We start from the raw sequence: 17,746 nt of genomic DNA on the forward strand, positions 1-17,746 counted from the left end.
TATCCACTACCCCATGGAATCTTCGCTACGCTCGCAATGACGAGTGGTTAGGCCGGAACCCCTATCACGCCCGCGGCGCGCAGCGGACGTAGACCATGTTGCCGTAGCGGTTGGCGGCGTCCTTGTCGATGAAGCGGGTGATCAGCACACGTCCGTCGAACGAGACGATCTCGCGATCCTGCTCGCCAGGGGTCGGTCCCGCCGGTCCGATGTAGTTCTTGCCGCTCGGCGAGCCCTTCAGCCTCAGTTCCTGCGGCGTCGCCTGGTCGGCCAGATGCATGATCACGCCGCCGGAGGAGCCTGCGGTGATCACATAAGGGTTCTTGCACTGCGCCCGGGCGGCAGCCTCGGTGCGGGCGCGATCGGCCGGGTTCTGGAACGAGGCTAGACCCCAGCGGCCGACGATCTCGTCGGGGCGGATGGTGGCGGGCATTTCCGGAGCCGTGCCCGGTTCGGCCTCGGGCGGAGGCGAGGACGACGAGAAGGACGGCAGGCTCATGCCGCCGCCGCAGGCGCCCAGCAACAGCGCCAGACAAGAGGCGGCCGCCAGATTGGCCACCGTGCGCGCGTGAGCTGAACTGATCATGGCATTCCCCCGAACAAGACCATGGCCGCACCCCTCCCGCAGCCAAGCGCAAAACCACTGCCGGAGCAATGACGTCTTTTGATACGCCGGCGCCCCGAACAAGTTTCCAATGCCACCATCCTATATCCGCCTCAACAATCGCTTAACCACCTTTGCTTGACAGGATCGCGGCCAAGCCATATTCCCGGACCCACTATTAGCACTCGGAAAGCCCGATTGCTAAGCGCGCCTTTCCATCCTCAGAGAGAGGATGGACAGAAACGCCGCCCCACCGACTTCCACTACTTCCAAAGCGAGCCTCCAAAGGGAAACGTCATGGCTAAATCCAAATTTCGTCCGCTGCATGACCGTGTCGTGGTCAAACGTATCGACGCCGAGGAAAAGACCAAGGGCGGCATCATCATTCCCGACACCGCCAAGGAAAAGCCGTCGCAGGGCGAGGTGGTCGCCGTCGGCCCCGGCGGCCGCGACGAGACCGGCAAGCTGATCCCGATCGACCTCAAGGTCGGCGACCGCGTGCTGTTCGGCAAGTGGTCGGGCACCGAGGTCAAGATCGACAATGAAGAGCTCCTGATCATGAAGGAGTCGGACATCATGGGCGTGCTGGCCTAAGGCCATCTGCCTGAACAGCCGCTGAATGCTCCATCGTCATGCCTGGGCTTGACCATCACTTTTCGCAAGATGATGGCTTGCCGGGCCTACGCCCCCGCCGAAGCGGCTACGGCCGCGCTGGCGGGTCAGGCCCGGCAATGACGAAGAGAAGCGGCAGACACAGCACGAACAAGACACACATCACCAAACACGAGGGATTGCAGAAATGGCTGCCAAAGACGTCAAGTTTTCCGGAGACGCTCGCGATCGCATGCTGCGCGGCGTCGACGTTCTCGCCAACGCCGTCAAGGTGACGCTCGGCCCGAAGGGCCGCAACGTCGTCATCGAGAAGTCGTTCGGCGCGCCCCGCATCACCAAGGACGGCGTCACCGTCGCCAAGGAGATCGAGCTCGAGGACAAGTTCGAGAACATGGGCGCCCAGATGGTGCGTGAGGTCGCCTCCAAGACCAACGACCTCGCTGGCGACGGCACCACCACCGCGACCGTGCTGGCCCAGGCCATCGTGCGCGAAGGCGCCAAGGCGGTTGCCGCCGGCATGAACCCGATGGACCTAAAGCGCGGCATCGACACCGCGGTCGCCGCCGTCATCAAGGACATCGAGAAGCGCGCCAAGCCGGTCGCCGCCTCCTCCGAGGTCGCCCAGGTCGGCACCATCTCGGCCAATGGCGATGCCGCGATCGGCAAGATGATCGCACAGGCGATGCAGAAGGTCGGCAACGAGGGCGTCATCACCGTCGAGGAGAACAAGTCGCTCGACACCGAGGTGGATATCGTCGAGGGCATGAAGTTCGACCGCGGCTATCTCAGCCCCTACTTCGTCACCAACGCCGAAAAGATGACCGCCGAGCTCGAGGACGCCTACATCCTCCTGCACGAGAAGAAGCTCTCGGGCCTGCAGGCCATGCTGCCGGTGCTGGAAGCCGTGGTGCAGTCGGGCAAGCCGCTCGTCATCATCGCCGAGGACGTCGAGGGCGAGGCGCTGGCCACCCTGGTCGTCAACCGCCTGCGTGGCGGCCTCAAGGTCGCCGCCGTCAAGGCGCCGGGCTTCGGTGACCGCCGCAAGGCCATGCTGGAGGACATTGCGATCCTCACCGGCGGCCAGCTCATCTCCGAGGAACTCGGCATCAAGCTCGAGAACGTCACGGTGAAGATGCTGGGACGCGCGGGCAAGGTGGTGATCGACAAGGAGAACACGACGATCGTCAAGGGCGCCGGCAAGAAGCCCGACATCGAGGCGCGCGTCGGCCAGATCAAGGCCCAGATCGAGGAGACCACCTCGGACTACGACCGCGAGAAGCTCCAGGAGCGCCTCGCCAAGCTCGCCGGCGGCGTTGCGGTGATCCGCGTCGGCGGCGCCACCGAGATCGAGGTCAAGGAGAAGAAGGACCGCGTCGAGGACGCGCTCAACGCCACCCGCGCCGCGGTGCAGGAAGGCATCGTCCCCGGGGGCGGCGTCGCGCTGCTCCGCGCCAAGAAGGCGGTGGGCCGTCTCACCAACGCCAATGACGACGTCCAGGCCGGCATCAACATCGTGCTGAAGGCACTGGAAGCCCCGATCCGCCAGATCTCCGAGAACGCGGGCGTGGAAGGCTCGATCGTCGTCGGCAAGATCCTGGAGAACAAGTCCGAGACCTTCGGCTTCGACGCCCAGAACGAGGACTATGTCGACATGGTCGAGAAGGGCATCATCGATCCCGCCAAGGTGGTGCGCACCGCGCTCCAGGACGCCTCCTCCGTGGCGGGCCTGCTGGTGACCACCGAAGCCATGGTCGCCGAGCTGCCGAAGAAGGAAGCCCCGCCGGCCATGCCGGCCGGCGGCGGCATGGGCGGCTTCTAAGCTCCGTTCCATTGCTGTATTGCGAAGGCCGCCTCCGGGCGGCCTTCTTTTTTGCCGACCTGCCTCTCCGCTTTCCAATTCAACCGGCAGCCAAAAACCACTACGGTTGGCGCCGATTCTAACTGTTTGGGCATGATCCTCTCGGAAAACCGCTTCACACTTTCCGGATCATGCCCGTTGCTCGAGGTCTTCGTCGATGCGCGCGCTTCTGGTTTGTTCGACTGCCCTTCTGGCGGCTCTGCTCGCCGTCTCGCCCGAGTTCGCCTCCGCCCAGACGAAGCTGTCGCCGAAGGCGACAGTGCCGGGCGGCACAGAGACGCGCTATTTCACCTCGATCGACGGGCTGATGGACGGCAATGCCGACGTGATCCTGAAGGAGACGCGCCAGGGCAGGACGGTGACGGCGGCGGTGCTCGACGTCTGTTACCTGATCGCGAAAAATTCCGACCGCAAGGACCGCTTCGTCGTCAATCTCCAGGTCGCCGGCCAGTCGCTGACTGGAACGACGCAGAGCCTTGGCGAGAAGTCGCCGGTCAGCGTCAAGCTGCTGCGCAAACAGGTCGGCGACACGTTCGAATTCCGCGGCCAGATCGCGATCGGCCAGGCGGTGACAGAGGTCACCTCGCCGGACAATTCCGATCTCAGCGAAAGGGAATTTCTGGACAATCAGACCTCCGACGACGGCATCACGCCGCAGCCGAAGGATTTCACCGACGTCTCGCCGGAGGCGATTGCAGTCAAGGTCAAGCTCGACGCGGCGACCGACTTCCTGAAGAGCCTGAAGGGCCAGGAGGTCGAGGTGACGCTGGCGAGCCTCAGCGTCGGCTGCGATGCGCTGCGCGCCGGCGAGCAGACCATCAACATGTCGGTCGATCCCGAGCGCGCCGGTGCACTGCTGTCGAAATTCAAGGCGATGCCCGGCGTCACGGCCGCAGGCTGGACCGCAGGGATGGTCGAAATGGACCGCACCATCCGCTTCCCCGCGGCAGACTGGCGCGAGGGCGACAGGATCAACAAGGGCAAGCTCGCAACCGCGGTGGCGAGCGTGCTGAGCAGGACACTTGCGGCAAAGCCGGCCTCGCAGAGCTTCAACCCCGCGACCGGCAGGCTCAAGCTCGTCTTCAAGCGGCCCAATCAGGACTTTCCGGCACTCGAGCTCACCGACACGATCGAGGTCGCAGGGCTCGTATCGCCCGACAGACCGGGCACCACCGACAAGCTCATGCTCTGGATCGGCAGCCCCGCGACCACGACCGCAGACGAGAGCAGCGGTGCCAAGCTCAATCTGTCCGACGACGCAAGCCCGGACGAAGAAGGCGATCTGCCTGACGACAACGGATCGATCGAGGCGCTTGCCAAGGAGCTGAAGGGCCAGCGCTGGGACGCCGACAAGTCGGTGTGGAAGTAGCACGCCGAACGACCGTGCCCCGGACGTAGCGCGAAGCGCTGCGAGCCGGGGCCCGGAGGCGGCAAGCGGAATCGCGGAGAGAAAACCGGGTCCCGGCTCTGCGTCGCATCGCTTAGGCGATGCGCCTTGTCCGGGACACGAGAGCGGTCCTCAATTCCCCGTCGTGCGAAAGCGCAGCGGCTTGGGGCCGATCAGCGTCAGCACGTCGCCCTGGCGCTTCCAGGTCTCGACGCTGCCGAGGGCGGCCACGAGTTCGTCGTCGGCCTGCGCCTTCGCCGGCGGACAGGAGCGGTCCTGGATCTGGCCGGGTACGAAGATCACGGTGTTGCCGGCGACCGAGAACTGGCCCTTGCCGCCCTTGCACCAGAGCTCCAGCACGACTTCGCCATGATCGCCGATCTCGATGTTCGGAATTCGTTTCGAGCCTGCTTGCGGCAATGCTTCGAGCGTCATCTCGGTGCCGAACGGGAAATCCTCTTGCGCGCGGGCGCCCCCCGCCAGGAGCCACAGCGCGGCCACCCCACACGCGACCTGCTTCACCGAAATCATCTGGAATCCTTGCTCGTTCTGATTCGCCGAGCCTTCTATAAGACGGTGAAGGCGCTGAGAAGGTTCGCCGATGGCAAGATGCCAAAATCCCGCGGGGCAGAGCCCTGCGGGGGGGGGCGGGTGACGCCGGTGCTACGCTGCGTTCAACGGGTGTAAACGAGGCTCGGCAACCAAAGGATGATCTGCGGGAACATGATGCAGAGACCGACGCCGACCGCCTGCAGGACCATGAAATTGATCGAAGCCTTGAAGATCGTGGCCATGCTGATTTCCGGCGGAGCCACGCTCTTCAGATAGAACAGCGAATAGCCGAATGGTGGACTGAGGAACGCCATCTGCATGTTGATCATGAAGATCACCCCGTACCACAGCGGCACGTCGGCGGCCTCCACGCCGGGGATCCCGAACACGCCGCTCCAGTTCAGGCTCTTCATGATCGGCAGGAAGATCGGCACCGTCAGCAACAGGATGCCGACCCAGTCGAGGAACATGCCGAGCACGAACAGGATCAGCATCATCAGGAACAGGATGCCGTAGGGCGGCAGCCCGGTGCCCAGGATCGAATTGGCGACGAACTCCTGACCGCCCTTGAGGATGAAGAAGCCGACGAACATGGTGGCGCCGAAGAAGATCCACATCACCATCGCGGTCGCCTTCAACGTGGCAATGGCCGCCTCCTCGACCGCTGGCCAGGTCAACCGCCGATGCAGGGCTGATACGAACAACGCGCCGAAGGTACCGATGCCGGCGGCCTCGACCGGCGTGGCGATGCCGAAGAAGATGATGCCGAGCACGAGAACGATCAAAAGCAGCGGCGCGATCGTGTTCTTCAATAGCCGCAGCTTCTCCTTCATGTCGACCCGCTCTTCCGGCGGAAGGGCCGGACCAAGCTTGGGATTGATGTAGCAGCGGATAGTGATGTAGCCGATGTACATGCCGGAGAGCAGAAACCCCGGCAGAATCGAGCCGACCAGCAATTCACCGAGAGATTGCTGCGCCACCACCGCATACACGATGGCCATCACCGATGGCGGGATCAGGATGCCGAGCGTGCCGCCCGCCAGCAAAGCGCCGCAGGCGATCTTCTGATCGTAGCCGCGCCTCATCATGGCCGGCAGGGCGATCATGCCCATCGTCACCTCGGTGGCGCCGACGACGCCTACCATGGCGGCAAGCGCGGTGCACGCGAGCACCGTCGCGGAGGCAAGACCTCCCTTGATCGAACCCAGCCATTTGTAGACGGCATCGAACAGCTCTTCGATGATGCCGGCCTTTTCGAGCATGGCCGCCATGAAGATGAACAGGGGCACCGCGGACAGCTGGTAGTCGGTCATGAATGGGAAAATGCGCGCCGGCGTCATGTTCAGGACGGCGGCGTTGCCGAACAGGAACAGGAAGATGACCGCAAGGCTTCCGGTGCAGAAGGCCATCGGCAGGCCGAGCGCGAGCAGGACGCCGAGCGAGCCGAACATCAGCAGCGTAAGCCAGGCAATGTCGATATTCCACCCCATGGCTCAAGCTCTCCCGCGCGCAAGGAACGTAATGTCCTTTATGAGTTTCGAAATTCCCTGCAAGAAGAGCAGTCCAGCGCCGATCGGCATCGTCAGCTTTACGGTCCAGTACTGGACCCCCCATTCGGTGAACGAATGCTCGTCGTTGCCGATGGCATCGGCGGCGAAACGCCAACTGGTCCAGAACAACACGCCGACGAAGATGAAGAAGAAGACGGACGTCACGATGTCGGCCAGCGCTTTGCCGCGCGGCGAGAACCTTGTGTAGATCACGTCGACGCGCACGTGCTGATCTTCGCGATAGGCATAGGCGCCGGCCAGCATGTATTGCATGCCGTACATCAGGAACATGCTTTCGTGTACCCAATTGGTGGGCGAGTTGAAGGCGAAGCGCGCGATCACCTCGTAATAGTAGACGAACACCGAAAGTACGGCCCAATACGCCGCAAATTCGCCGGCGCGGATGTTCAAGAGCTCGATCTTGTCGGTAAGCCAGGTGTGGACGCCGAGCGTGGGATCTTCACCTGTCCCCAGTTGATCGACATGCGCCACTTGTTCCGGAGGCGGCGGATGAAGCCTGCGCTCCGCGGCCTCGCGCTCCGCTGCGCGCCTCACGGCACCCGGCAGCAGCAACGCGTCCGCCAGCAGCATCGCGGCCATCAGGATAGCGAGCCAGCGCGAATTGCGCTGCCATCGTTCGAGACCGGCCCGGGCATCCGCGAATTGCTGTTCGGCGACCTTGCCGGCGCCCTGGGCCTTCTTCAGCCGCTCGGCCATCTCCGGCGTCGCCTGAGTGTTCGGCGGAATCTGCGCATGCCGGATCGCGGTGTGCGAGCTCTCGACGGCGGCACGCGTCCGCGAAACGTCCTCGCGGCCGTCGCGCATCTCACCGTTGGCGTAGAGGATCAGAAGGAATACCGGAATGAAGACGAGGCCCCAGAGGTTGCGGAGGTACAGGCGGTGGAGGCCCATGAAGCCCGCACAGAGCCAGAACATATAGGCGATGAACAGCGACGGACCTTGCGGAGTGCCGCGCTGCTTCTGACGCTTGACGAAGTACATGGCGACCAAAGGGAACACGATCAGGGCGCCCCAATAGAACCAATGGGGCAGCACGAAATTCAGACTTGGCATCGAGGCCTCGGTGAAAGCGGGCTGGAGCGGCCCTTGCAAATGCTCGAACTTGCGGAAGGAGGCACCTGGTATGCCTCCTTCCGCTCTCGATCGGTTCGGGATGGCCTCAGAGGTCGAGCTTCTGGCCGCTGTACATGTCGGGCGTGACGTAGCCGAAGCTGGGAGATTCCATCACCTCGAGCTGCGCCTTGAAGATGCGGGCCGCGTCCTTGTCCTTGTTGGCCCATTTGAACCAGATCGGAACCGCCACTTTCTGGAATTTCTCGAGGTCTTCGGGAGGCAGGCGATTGATCTGAACGCCGGCCTTCTCGAACTTGCCCCAAGCCTCCATGTCGGCCTTCTGAACCGCGCCATGATGGAGCGCCGAATAGGCCTGGACCTCGTTCTCCACCCACTGCTGCATCTTGGGGGAGAGCTTGTTCCAGTGATTCATGCCCACGCAGAAGTCCATCAGGTCGACCGGCTGGTAGATCGACTCCAGGCCTGGAGGTCCCATCCAGATGTACTTCGCGACCTGCTGGAATCCGAGATCCCAGTTGACCGCCGGACCGGTGTAGTCGGCCGCCTCGATGGTTCCCTTCTCGAGGGCCGAGAACACTTCACCGCCCGGCAGCAGGGTCGTCTTTGCGCCAATCGCCGCGAACCCCTCCGCGATCATGCCGCCCGGCACGCGCAGCTTCAGGTCCTTGAAGTCCTCGATCGAGCGGATCGGCTTCTTGGAGTGAATGATGTTCGGGCCATGATGGATGCGGCCGACATACATCAGCCCCTGCTTGGCAAATACCTCACGCGCGAGCTTCAGGCCACCATTGCCGTAGAAGAATACGTCCCACTCATGAGGATAGCGCAGCCCCATCAGATAGGACGACAGGAAGGCGGTTGCCGGCACCTTGCCGGCCCAATAGAGCGTGAACGAGTTCATTGCCTCCAGCACGCCGTTCTTCACGCCGTCCAGGAGTTCGAAATCACCGACGACCTCCTTCGCGGCAAACGGCTTGAACTCGAGCTCGCCGCCGGTCTTCTCCTTGATCGTACCGCACCATTGCTTGAACGTGGCGAGCCCCACGCCGGCCGGCCACGACGTCTGCACCTTCCATGTGGTCGTCTCGGCAGCCTGGGCATCGCCGATATAGGGTGCGGCGACGGCGGCCGTACCCGCAGCGACGAGAAACTTGCGACGAGTAGTCTTCGGCTTGGTCGTTACGTTTGTCATTGGCATTCCTCCCTTGTGGTCGCCGTATTCCGCCCTTATGAGCGGTTATCTTTGCGGCTTAACCTCCGGACTAAGCGGTTATTCCGCGACTTTTTGCATCCAGCTGGAGCAATTTCGAACCAGCCGGCCCGGCTCACATCCTCGCGAAGTCCCGAGGCGCCTTATCCCGCGCCGTTTCGGCCATGCTAGGGTCGAGCTGTGGGCCGGGACAAGCCAACGCGGATCGAAGAGTTTACGACCTTAGTCTAAGCGGCCACGAGATTTCGCCATCGCTCCCTGCGATGCCCCCAATGCCTTGCATCCCCCGAGGAGACCCTGCTCTGTGAAGAACATCAGCGCCACGCTCGCGATCGTCTGGCGAATCGCCGCTCCCTATTTCCGATCCGAGGACAAATGGGCCGGCCGCGGCCTGTTGGCCGCCGTGGTCGCGATGGAGCTGGCGCTGGTCGCGATCGACGTGCTGGTGAACCAGTGGCAGAACCGGTTCTACAGCGCGCTCCAGAACAGCGACTGGGATACCTTCGTCAGGGAGATCTGGATCTTCGTCGGCCTCGCCTCAACCTATATCGCGCTGGCTGTCTACAAGCTCTACCTGAACCAATGGCTGCAGATCCGCTGGCGGCAATGGCTGACCCGGCACTATCTCGGCGAATGGCTCCACGGTGCCACCCACTACCGCATGCAGCTCAAGGGCGATGCGGCCGACAACCCGGACCAGCGCATCACCGAGGACGTCAAGAACTTCGTCGAGCAGACCCTGACGATCGGGCTGGGCCTGCTCTCCTCAATCGTGACGCTGTTCTCTTTCGTGATCATCCTCTGGGGCCTTTCCAACGCCGCGCCGCTGCACCTGTTCGGCACCGACCTCATGATCCCGGGCTATCTATGCTGGGGCGCGCTGATCTACGCGATCTTCGGCACCGCGCTGACGCACTGGATCGGCAGCCCGCTGGTCAACCTCAATTTCGAGCAGCAGCGCTATGAGGCCGACTTCCGCTTCAACCTCGTCCGTGTCCGCGAGAATTCCGAGCAGATCGCGCTGCTGAGGGGTGAAGGCGCCGAACGGACCCGCCTGCTCGATCGCTTCGGCTTCGTGATCGCCAACTGGTACGCCATCATGAGCCGGACCAAACGCCTCACGGCGTTCACGGCCAGCTACCAGCAGGCTGCGGTGATCTTTCCCTACGTGCTGGTGGCGCCGGCCTTCTTCGCCAAGAAGATCCAGCTCGGCGACATGATGCAGACCGCATCGGCTTTCTCCAGCGTACAGGGCGCACTGTCGTTCTTCGTCACGGCTTACCGGTCACTGGCGGAGTGGCGCTCGATCGTTGCGCGCCTCGATGGCTTCGAGATGTCCGTCGATTCAGCCGCAAACCTGCCGGCACATGAGCCTGCCATCGCGCTGGAGGTCGCCGGCGGGGGCCGCCATATCGACCTCGAGCAGCTCTGCGTGAACCTGCCCAACGGCACGCCGCTGGTTGCCGCCAAGGCCTTCACCATTGAGACGTCGGAACGCGTATTGGTGACCGGACCGTCGGGCTCCGGCAAGTCCACGCTGTTCCGGGCCATCGCCGGCATTTGGCCGTTCGGTACCGGCGCGGTTGTCATCCCCGAGAAGGCAAAGCTGATGATGCTGCCGCAGCGGCCCTATTTTCCGGTCGGCATGTTGCGCGATGCCGTTGTCTATCCGGCAGCGCCGGGGGCATTCGAGACCACGAAAATTCGCGATGCGGTGAGCGCCGTTGGCCTGCCCGACCTCGCCGGGCGGCTGGAGGAGCACGGCCACTGGAACCGGATGCTGTCGCTCGGCGAGCAGCAGCGCCTGGGGCTTGCGCGCGCGCTGCTGCACGTACCGGATTATCTGTTCCTGGACGAGGCGACTGCCTCGCTGGACGAGCCGTCGGAGGCCCGGCTTTACCGGCTCCTGGCGGAGAGGCTGCCGCACGCCACGATCGTCTCGATCGGCCACCGCTCGACGCTCGATGCCTTCCACACGCGCAAGGTCACGCTGGTAAAGGACGGTACCATCCATGTCCTCGGCAACGCCGGCGCGCCGGCCGAGAAGGAGCCGACCGCGGCGCGCTGAGACGAGCCGGGAACGGCGCGTCTCATTCGGCCTCGTCAGCAATGACGGAGCGTGAAGTACCGGCGCGGCTCTCCCACTCGCACCTTGAATCTGACGCCCCCCGCAGCCGCGCGTTGCGCTGAGCACCCAGCCCCAAAGCAAAAGGGCGGCAGGTTGTCCTGCCGCCCTCGCAAGTCGTTTCCGGAAGAACCTTACTTCAGGTTGCTCATCGCGGTCAGGTCGACCGAGAGCTTGGCGACGCCAGCCGCGCTGCACCAGTTCGAGCCGAACGCCGTGGCAGCATTCGCACCGCCGTTGATCGGAGTGACGAAGCCCGGGCTGGAGTTGGTGGCCGAGAAGTCGCTGGTGAAAGCGTTGCAATCGCCCTTCGACAGGTCGGTGTCGTAGTAGCGCAGATCGAGCGTGAACACCTTGTAGGTGAAGCCGACGCCGACGTTCCAGGTATTGTAGCTCGGCTCCTTGATGCCGTTCGCGTACACCGGATCGCCCGCGATGCCGTAGAAGATGTCGGAGGTACCGAACCACTGACGGCCGAACTCACCCGACACATACATGCCGACGCCGCTGGCACCGAACGTCGTGCTCGGCGCGGTCCACTTGGCGGTGATCGAGGCGTAGTTGCCCCAGGCACCGATATTCAGGAAGTTCGGCGAGTAGTATTCGTTGAAGCCGACCGTCCACTGGTCGTTGATGGCGACGTTCAGCTTGGCATAGGCTTCGAAGAAGCTCGCGTCCTTCTTGGCAAAGTTGCCGTTGATCGGAAGGCCGATCGCCCCCTGGGAGTTATCCAGGCTGGTACCGCAATTGCCCTGCGCGAGGGTGCCCTGCGAACCGAAGCAGCTTCCGCCCGGATAGAGATAGCCCCAGACACCGAAATCGAAGGCGAACATGCCGAAGGTCGGGCGGATACCGCCGTAGATATCGACTTCGGCCGCAGCGCGGTTCGGGAACGAGATGCTCGAGGCGGACGTACCGATATAGAGCTGGAGGTCCTTGTTGACGTTGTAGCGCGGCTCGAAATAGGCCGTGACCGAAGGGTTGTGGTTGGACTGGGTGATACCGCGGAAGATGTAGTCGTTCGTGATGCCGGCGCCGAACGCGACATCCCACGGATCGAAGGCCGGCGGCGGCGGGGCCTTCAGCGCCTTCACGCGCAAATCTGCCGCGAAAGCCGAACCCGTCACCATTGCCAGCGCCGTTGCCAACAAGACCACTTTTTTCATTTCGATCCCCATCACCAGTTCTTACCCAGTCGGATCCCGGAAGCCCCCCGGGGCGAACGACCCATGTGCAAAATTGCGTTACCGCGACAATCTGGATTGAGGGACGTGGACCGTGAAGCAAAAAGCGCGGGCATCTGCCGACTTTTTGGGCGTTTTGACGATTCCACGAAAGGTTGTCAGCCTGTGTTGCTTCTCGATCACATTATTTGCATTCCAAAGTGCACAGGAGACCCGTGTAAGTCCGGGGATGGTCGGGTAGCGTGACACCCAGGCTACGAATCAGACTTGGCGCCGGAACCGGCGGCCGCCGGACCTGCTTGCGGTGATGCAAAAAGGCCGCAGCACCCGGCGCCGCGGCCTTTTCCGTTTACAGATCCTTCCAAGGGGAACGAGAGGCCTGGTCTATCCCTGTCCCTCGGCCGGCGCCGATTCCGCAGAAGACGAAGGCATCGCCCAGCTTGTCTCGACGGCAGGCTCGGGAGCCGGAGCTTCCACCGGTGCTGACGGCTTCGGAGCAGGCGCTGCCTTCGCCTTCTTCGGTGCCGCTTTCTTGGCGGCCTTCTTGGGGGCGGCCTTCTTCACGGCCTTCTTGGCCGACTTTGCCGCAGCCTTCCTGGCGGCCTTGGGGGCTGCCTTCTTGGCAGATTTTTTTGCAGCCTTCTTCGCAGCTTTCTTGGCAGACCTCTTCGCGGATTTCTTGGCTGCCTTCTTTGCGGTCTTCTTCTTGGCCGCTACGACCTTCTTGGCCTTTTTGGCCTTCTTGCTTTTCTTCTTCTTCGCTTTCGCCATCGTGGTCCTCCTGTTGCCGCCGAACAATGGTCGATCGGGCGTCTTCAGTCGTCACCCCGGGAGGAAAGTTCAGGCTCTGAAAGCTCAAACTTGCGCGTTCAGTGCCGGCCGCGACCCGCCCGTAGCCCAATCGAGAAGCTCAATCGTGTGCACGACCGGAACTGACGTGCCACTGGCAATCTGCACCATGCAGCCGATATTGCCCGCGGCAATCATGTCCGGCTTGACGCTCGCGATGTTGGCGACCTTGCGATCGCGCAACCGGCCCGCAAGCTCGGGCTGGAGAATGTTGTAGGTCCCCGCCGAACCGCAACACAAATGGCTCTCGGGGACATCTTTCACCACGAATCCATTCTTGGAAAGCAATTCTTTCGGAAGCGCCGTGATTTTCTGTCCGTGCTGCAACGAACATGCGGAGTGATAGGCGACGACGATGTCGTCCTGCCGCTCAGTCGTCGCGAGGCTGAGACTGGCGACGTATTCGGTGATGTCCTTGGCGAGCGCGGACACCTTCGCCGCATCCGCGGCGAGCGCGGCATCGCCTCGCAGCAGATAACCATAGTCCTTGATGACAGTGCCGCAGCCGGAGGCCGTCACCAGGATGGCGTCGAGCCCCTCGCCGGCCGCTTCCTTCCGCCACGCCGCGACGTTGGCGCGCGCCCGCGCCAACGCATCCTGGTCGTTGCCGAGATGATGGGTCAGCGCGCCGCAGCACTGCTCGTCCCGGACCAGGACAACCTCGATGCCGTGGCGGGTCAGGAGACTGATGGCGGCCTGGTTGATGCGCGGCGCCAGCACTTGCTGGGCGCAGCCTTGCAGCAGCGCGACCCGGCCGCGCTTCTTGCCGAGCGCCGCGAATACGCTGCCCGCGGCAGGGCCAGCCGGCGGCAATTGGTTCGGGGCCAGCGCCAGCATCGCCTTGATGCGCTGGACCAATCCGGGCGTCGCCGAAGGCCGGGGCGTTGGCAGCAAGACGCTCAGCGGACGGGCCAGCCGCGCCAGCCACATGCTGACGCGAAAGCGCTGCGGGTCGGGCAGAACGAAGGCCAGCACCTGGCGCAACAGCCGCTCGGGCAGCGGCCGCTGATAGCGCTGCTCGATCCGGACCCGGGCCTGGTCGACGAGGTGCATGTAGTTCACGCCCGAGGGGCAGGTCGTCATGCAGGCAAGGCACGACAGGCAGCGGTCGATATGCTTGACCACCTCGGCCGTCGGCGCCTGGTCCTTCTCCAGCATCTCCTTGATCAGGTAGATGCGGCCGCGCGGGCTATCGAGCTCGTCGCCGAGCAGCACATAGGTCGGACAGGTTGCGGTGCAGAAGCCGCAATGGACGCAGGCGCGCAGGATCTTGTCGGCTTCCGCGATGTCGGGATCGGCGAGCTGCGCGAGCGAGAATTCGGTCTTCATGACGCAACGCCCCGCGTCAGTCGTCCCCGGTTGAGAATGGTCTTCGGATCGAAGCTGGCACGCACCCGCTCGCTCAGGGCGGCGATCCCCGGCGCCTGCGGCTGGAACACGTCGATGGTGCGCCTGACATCCTCGGCCGCCCGGATCAGCGTGGCGTGCCCCCCAACGGCATTGGTGCGCTCGCGCACGGCCGGGGCATGCGCGTCCGGCTTCGGTGGCACTGCTGCCCAGATCAGCCCGCCGCCCCAGTCGTAGATCAGATCGCCCCCCGTCTCGCGCGCCAATTGCGCGCCGAGCGCCGCGCCCGAGGCCGGCGGGCAGACGATCCGCCAGACCGGCCAGGCGCCCAGCGCACCGCCGGCCGCGAACGGCAGCACATCGCGGATCGTGGCCCACAGCGCCGCAGATGCCGCATCCTCCACCAGCGTCGCGGTGCCGAACGGCGCCAGCAATTCGCGCAGCGATCCGGCGCGGTGGGCGGCGGAGGCGGCGATACCCTCGAGCCGTAGCAGGGTCAGCGCCTCGCCCTGGCCCACGAGGTCGCCAAGCCCCTCGGTCCCGGCCCGGTATTCCGATCTCGGCAGATGCGCGGCACCCGAGACATCGAAGGGTGACCCCAGCGCCGCGGTCATCGCCTTGTTGGCGGCGGCATCGTCGATCCCGCGCAGCAGCAGCGTCCGCTCGGCTTCGGGCTTCGGCATCACCTTGAGCGTGACTTCGGTGATCACCGACAGCGTGCCCCAGGAACCCGCGAGAAGCTTGCAGAGGTCGTAGCCGGTGACGTTCTTCACCACCTTGCCGCCGGTCTTGAAGCTGTCGCCAAAACCCGAGACGGCATGCGCCCCCAACAGATGATCGCGCGCCCCGCCCGCCCGGATCCGCCGCGGCCCGGCGAGCCCGGCCGCAATCATGCCGCCGATAGTGCCTGATACCGGCGTGCCGAGCAGCGGGGCGGTGTTGACAGGCTCGAAGGCAAATTGCTGGTTCTTGGCATCGATCAGCGCCAGCACGTCATTGAGCGGCGCACCGGCCTGGAGCGTGATGATGAGTTCGTTCGGCTCGTAAGAGGTGACGGCATTCAACGCGGAGAGGTCGAGCACGGCATTGGTCGCCATTGCATGACCAATGCTGCGCTTGCTGCCATGACCGATGATCTCAAGCGGCTGCTCGTTCGCGATCGCCGCGCGCACCACCTCTTCGACGTCTTTGGCGTCTCTGACCCTGAGCGTATCCACGGGAAAAGGCGGTACCGAAATTCGCCGCCAAAATCAAATGGGGCGTGACGCCTGCGAGCCTTGCCGGGCGCGATCGGGGTCCATCACACGCCACAACAACGTTTCGATCATGGTCGAAGCGTTCACGACATCGACACTTCGATCACCGGCGAACCAAAGCCGGCAGGCCCTCGCTACAAGCTTGCGGCGATCGCGATCGAGACCCACCGATGGAGGTAGACATCATGAACCACTATGCCACGCAGAAATCTCTCAGCGACGCCGTCGACGGCGGCGGCCTGCTCGTCGTCGCGCAATGGGAGGCAAAGCCGGGCGAGGCTGACAAGGTCGCAGGGATTCTCGACCGCTTCCTGCCGGAGGCGCAGCGCGAGGACGGCGTCAAGCTGTTCCTGATCTCGCGCGGCAAGGACAACCCGGCGCAGTTCCTGTTCTATGAATTGTTCCGCGACGAGGCCGCTTTCAAGGCGCACCAGGAGAGCGCCCATTTCAAGACCTGGATCGCCGGCGAGGCTCTGCCGCTGCTGGCGAAACGCGAGCGGGCGCAATACGGGCTGCTATGAGCGGTCGACCACCTTCTCCCCTTGTGGGGCCCCCTTGCGGGAGAAGGTGGCATAGGCGGCCTTCGGCCGCCGTTCTTAAGAGAACGCCGAAGCGAAGCGTCGGCTATGGCGCCGGATGAGGGGTTGCTCCAGCGAACTCAACCGTAAGCGGTTTGCGCGGAGAGAGCCCCCTCACCCGTCTCGCCGCTCTGCGGCGAGCCACCCTCTCCCGCAAGGGGGCCAAGGGGCGAGGTTGCACCCTCACCGCGACCTTCAGAACCGCGGGATGTCCGGAAATGCCAGCTTGCCGGCATGCACATGCATGCGGCCGAGCTCGGCGCAGCGGTGCAGGGTGGGGAACACTTTTCCGGGATTGAGCAACCCTTGCGCGTCGAAGGCGCATTTCAGCCGCTGCTGCTGGTTGAGGTCGATCTCGCTGAACATGTCGGGCATGAGATCGCGCTTCTCGATGCCGACGCCGTGCTCGCCGGTCAGCACGCCGCCGAACTCGACGCACGCGCGCAGGATGTCGGCGCCGAAGGCTTCGGCGCGCTCGATCTCGCCGGGCTTGTTGGCATCGTAGAGGATCAGCGGATGCAGATTGCCGTCGCCGGCGTGGAACACGTTGGCACAGCCAAGCTGGTACTTTTCCGAGAGCTCGCGAATCCGCGCCAGCGCCTTCGGCAGCGCGCCACGGGGGATCGTGCCGTCCATGCAAAGATAGTCGGGCGAGATGCGGCCGACGGCCGGAAAGGCGGCCTTGCGGCCGGCCCAGAACAGATTGCGCTCGGCCTCCGAATTGGAAATCTGCAGCGTCACCGAGCCGCAGCCTCTTGCGATGCTCTCGACCCGCGTGATCAGCTCGTCGACCTCGATCTTGGGACCGTCGAGCTCGATGATGAGCAGGGCTTCCACATCGAGCGGATAGCCGGCGTGGACGAAGGCCTCCGCGGCGTGGATCGCGGGTCTGTCCATCATCTCCATGCCGCCGGGAATGATGCCGGCACCAATGATGCGCGCCACGCATTCGCCGGCCGCCTCGACCTCCGAGAAGCCGACCATCAGCGCGCGTGCCGTCTCCGGCTTCTGCAGGATGCGCACCGTGATCTCGGTGATGACGCCGAGCAGGCCTTCGGAGCCGGTGATGACGCCCATTAGGTCGTAGCCGGCGCTCTCCGCCGACTTGCCGCCGATGCGCAGGATCTCGCCGCTCATCAGCACGATCTCGCAGCCGAGCACGTTGTTGGTGGTCATGCCGTATTTGAGGCAGTGCACGCCGCCGGAATTTTCCGCGACATTGCCGCCGATCGAGCAGGCGATCTGCGAAGACGGATCGGGCGCGTAGTAGAAGCCGGCATGGGCGACCGCCTGGCTGATCGCCAGATTGGTGACGCCGGGCTCGGTGACCACGACGCGGTTGTCGAAATCGATCTCGCGGATGCGCTTGAACTTGCCGAGGCCCAGCAGCACACTGTCTTCCAGCGGCAGCGCGCCGCCGGACAGCGAAGTGCCGGAGCCGCGCGGCACCACCTTGATGTTCTGCTCTGCACAATATTTCAGGACGAGCGAGACCTGCTCGGTCGTATCGGGCAGCACCACGACCATCGGCGGCTGCCG

The 17,746-nt window shown here is 64.0% G+C and carries 15 protein-coding genes; 5 read left to right on the forward strand and 10 right to left on the reverse strand.

The window, feature by feature from the left end:
• Positions 1-64 precede the first annotated feature (64 nt).
• A complete protein-coding gene (locus IC50_RS28495) occupies positions 65-586 on the reverse strand; it encodes a hypothetical protein (protein WP_035712605.1) in 522 nt (173 codons plus the stop codon).
• A gap of 315 nt (positions 587-901) precedes the next feature.
• On the opposite strand from IC50_RS28495, the gene IC50_RS28500 reads away from it, so the two are divergent.
• The 3 genes from IC50_RS28500 (at position 902) to IC50_RS28510 (ending at position 4,443) form a co-directional block, all read left to right on the forward strand.
• The gene (locus IC50_RS28500; protein WP_025033779.1) at positions 902-1,198 is read left to right on the forward strand and encodes a co-chaperone GroES; all 297 of its coding nucleotides are present in this window, start codon (positions 902-904) and stop codon (positions 1,196-1,198) included.
• 205 nt (positions 1,199-1,403) lie between these two features.
• The gene (gene groL / locus IC50_RS28505) at positions 1,404-3,035 is read left to right on the forward strand and encodes a chaperonin GroEL (RefSeq protein WP_035712608.1); all 1,632 of its coding nucleotides are present in this window, start codon (positions 1,404-1,406) and stop codon (positions 3,033-3,035) included.
• A gap of 196 nt (positions 3,036-3,231) precedes the next feature.
• On the forward strand, positions 3,232-4,443 hold the full coding sequence (locus tag IC50_RS28510) for a hypothetical protein (protein ID WP_035712611.1): 1,212 nt from the start codon (positions 3,232-3,234) through the stop codon (positions 4,441-4,443).
• Between the two features lie 150 nt (positions 4,444-4,593).
• Here the strand turns inward: IC50_RS28510 and IC50_RS28515 are convergent, their stop codons facing one another.
• The 4 genes from IC50_RS28515 to dctP all read right to left on the reverse strand — a co-directional run bounded on the left by IC50_RS28515 (position 4,594) and on the right by dctP (position 8,850).
• A complete protein-coding gene (locus tag IC50_RS28515) occupies positions 4,594-4,992 on the reverse strand; it encodes an META domain-containing protein (RefSeq protein ID WP_035712614.1) in 399 nt (132 codons plus the stop codon).
• A 143-nt stretch (positions 4,993-5,135) separates the two neighbouring features.
• Positions 5,136-6,503, reverse strand: a complete 1,368-nt coding sequence (locus IC50_RS28520) for a TRAP transporter large permease (RefSeq protein WP_035712616.1) — start codon at positions 6,501-6,503, stop codon at positions 5,136-5,138.
• A gap of 3 nt (positions 6,504-6,506) precedes the next feature.
• Positions 6,507-7,637 carry a TRAP transporter small permease subunit gene (locus IC50_RS28525; RefSeq protein WP_035712632.1) on the reverse strand — a complete coding sequence of 377 codons (1,131 nt, stop codon included), beginning with the start codon at positions 7,635-7,637 and terminating at the stop codon, positions 6,507-6,509.
• A gap of 106 nt (positions 7,638-7,743) precedes the next feature.
• The gene (gene dctP / locus IC50_RS28530; protein ID WP_035712618.1) at positions 7,744-8,850 is read right to left on the reverse strand and encodes a TRAP transporter substrate-binding protein DctP; all 1,107 of its coding nucleotides are present in this window, start codon (positions 8,848-8,850) and stop codon (positions 7,744-7,746) included.
• Positions 8,851-9,172: 322 nt separating this feature from the next.
• Here dctP and IC50_RS28535 point away from each other — a divergent pair, with 322 nt between their 5' ends.
• The gene (locus IC50_RS28535; RefSeq protein WP_035712621.1) at positions 9,173-10,936 is read left to right on the forward strand and encodes an ABC transporter ATP-binding protein/permease; all 1,764 of its coding nucleotides are present in this window, start codon (positions 9,173-9,175) and stop codon (positions 10,934-10,936) included.
• 191 nt (positions 10,937-11,127) lie between these two features.
• On the opposite strand, the gene IC50_RS28540 is transcribed toward IC50_RS28535, so the two are convergent.
• The 4 genes from IC50_RS28540 to IC50_RS28555 all read right to left on the reverse strand — a co-directional run bounded on the left by IC50_RS28540 (position 11,128) and on the right by IC50_RS28555 (position 15,590).
• The gene (locus IC50_RS28540; protein ID WP_035712635.1) at positions 11,128-12,159 is read right to left on the reverse strand and encodes a TorF family putative porin; all 1,032 of its coding nucleotides are present in this window, start codon (positions 12,157-12,159) and stop codon (positions 11,128-11,130) included.
• Positions 12,160-12,561: 402 nt separating this feature from the next.
• Complete coding sequence (locus IC50_RS28545) at positions 12,562-12,948, reverse strand: hypothetical protein (RefSeq protein ID WP_035712624.1); 387 nt, start codon at positions 12,946-12,948, stop codon at positions 12,562-12,564.
• 84 nt (positions 12,949-13,032) lie between these two features.
• Positions 13,033-14,355 carry a glycolate oxidase subunit GlcF gene (gene glcF / locus IC50_RS28550; protein WP_035712627.1) on the reverse strand — a complete coding sequence of 441 codons (1,323 nt, stop codon included), beginning with the start codon at positions 14,353-14,355 and terminating at the stop codon, positions 13,033-13,035.
• Positions 14,352-15,590 (reverse strand): FAD-binding protein, encoded by a 1,239-nt coding sequence (locus IC50_RS28555; RefSeq protein ID WP_035712629.1) that lies wholly within the window; start codon positions 15,588-15,590, stop codon positions 14,352-14,354. Before IC50_RS28555 ends, glcF begins: the two co-directional genes overlap by 4 nt.
• 224 nt (positions 15,591-15,814) lie before the next feature.
• Between IC50_RS28555 and IC50_RS28560 the strand changes: the two genes are divergently transcribed.
• Positions 15,815-16,150, forward strand: a complete 336-nt coding sequence (locus IC50_RS28560) for a putative quinol monooxygenase (RefSeq protein ID WP_035712638.1) — start codon at positions 15,815-15,817, stop codon at positions 16,148-16,150.
• 252 nt (positions 16,151-16,402) lie between these two features.
• Here IC50_RS28560 and IC50_RS28565 read toward each other — a convergent pair.
• Positions 16,403-17,746 (reverse strand): FAD-linked oxidase C-terminal domain-containing protein (locus tag IC50_RS28565; protein WP_035712641.1); only part of this gene is annotated, 1,344 nt, incomplete at its 5' end.

Origin of the sequence: Bradyrhizobium genomosp. I (2014) (assembly GCF_000261685.1) — a bacterium.
Taxonomy (GTDB): Bacteria; Pseudomonadota; Alphaproteobacteria; order Rhizobiales; family Xanthobacteraceae; genus Bradyrhizobium.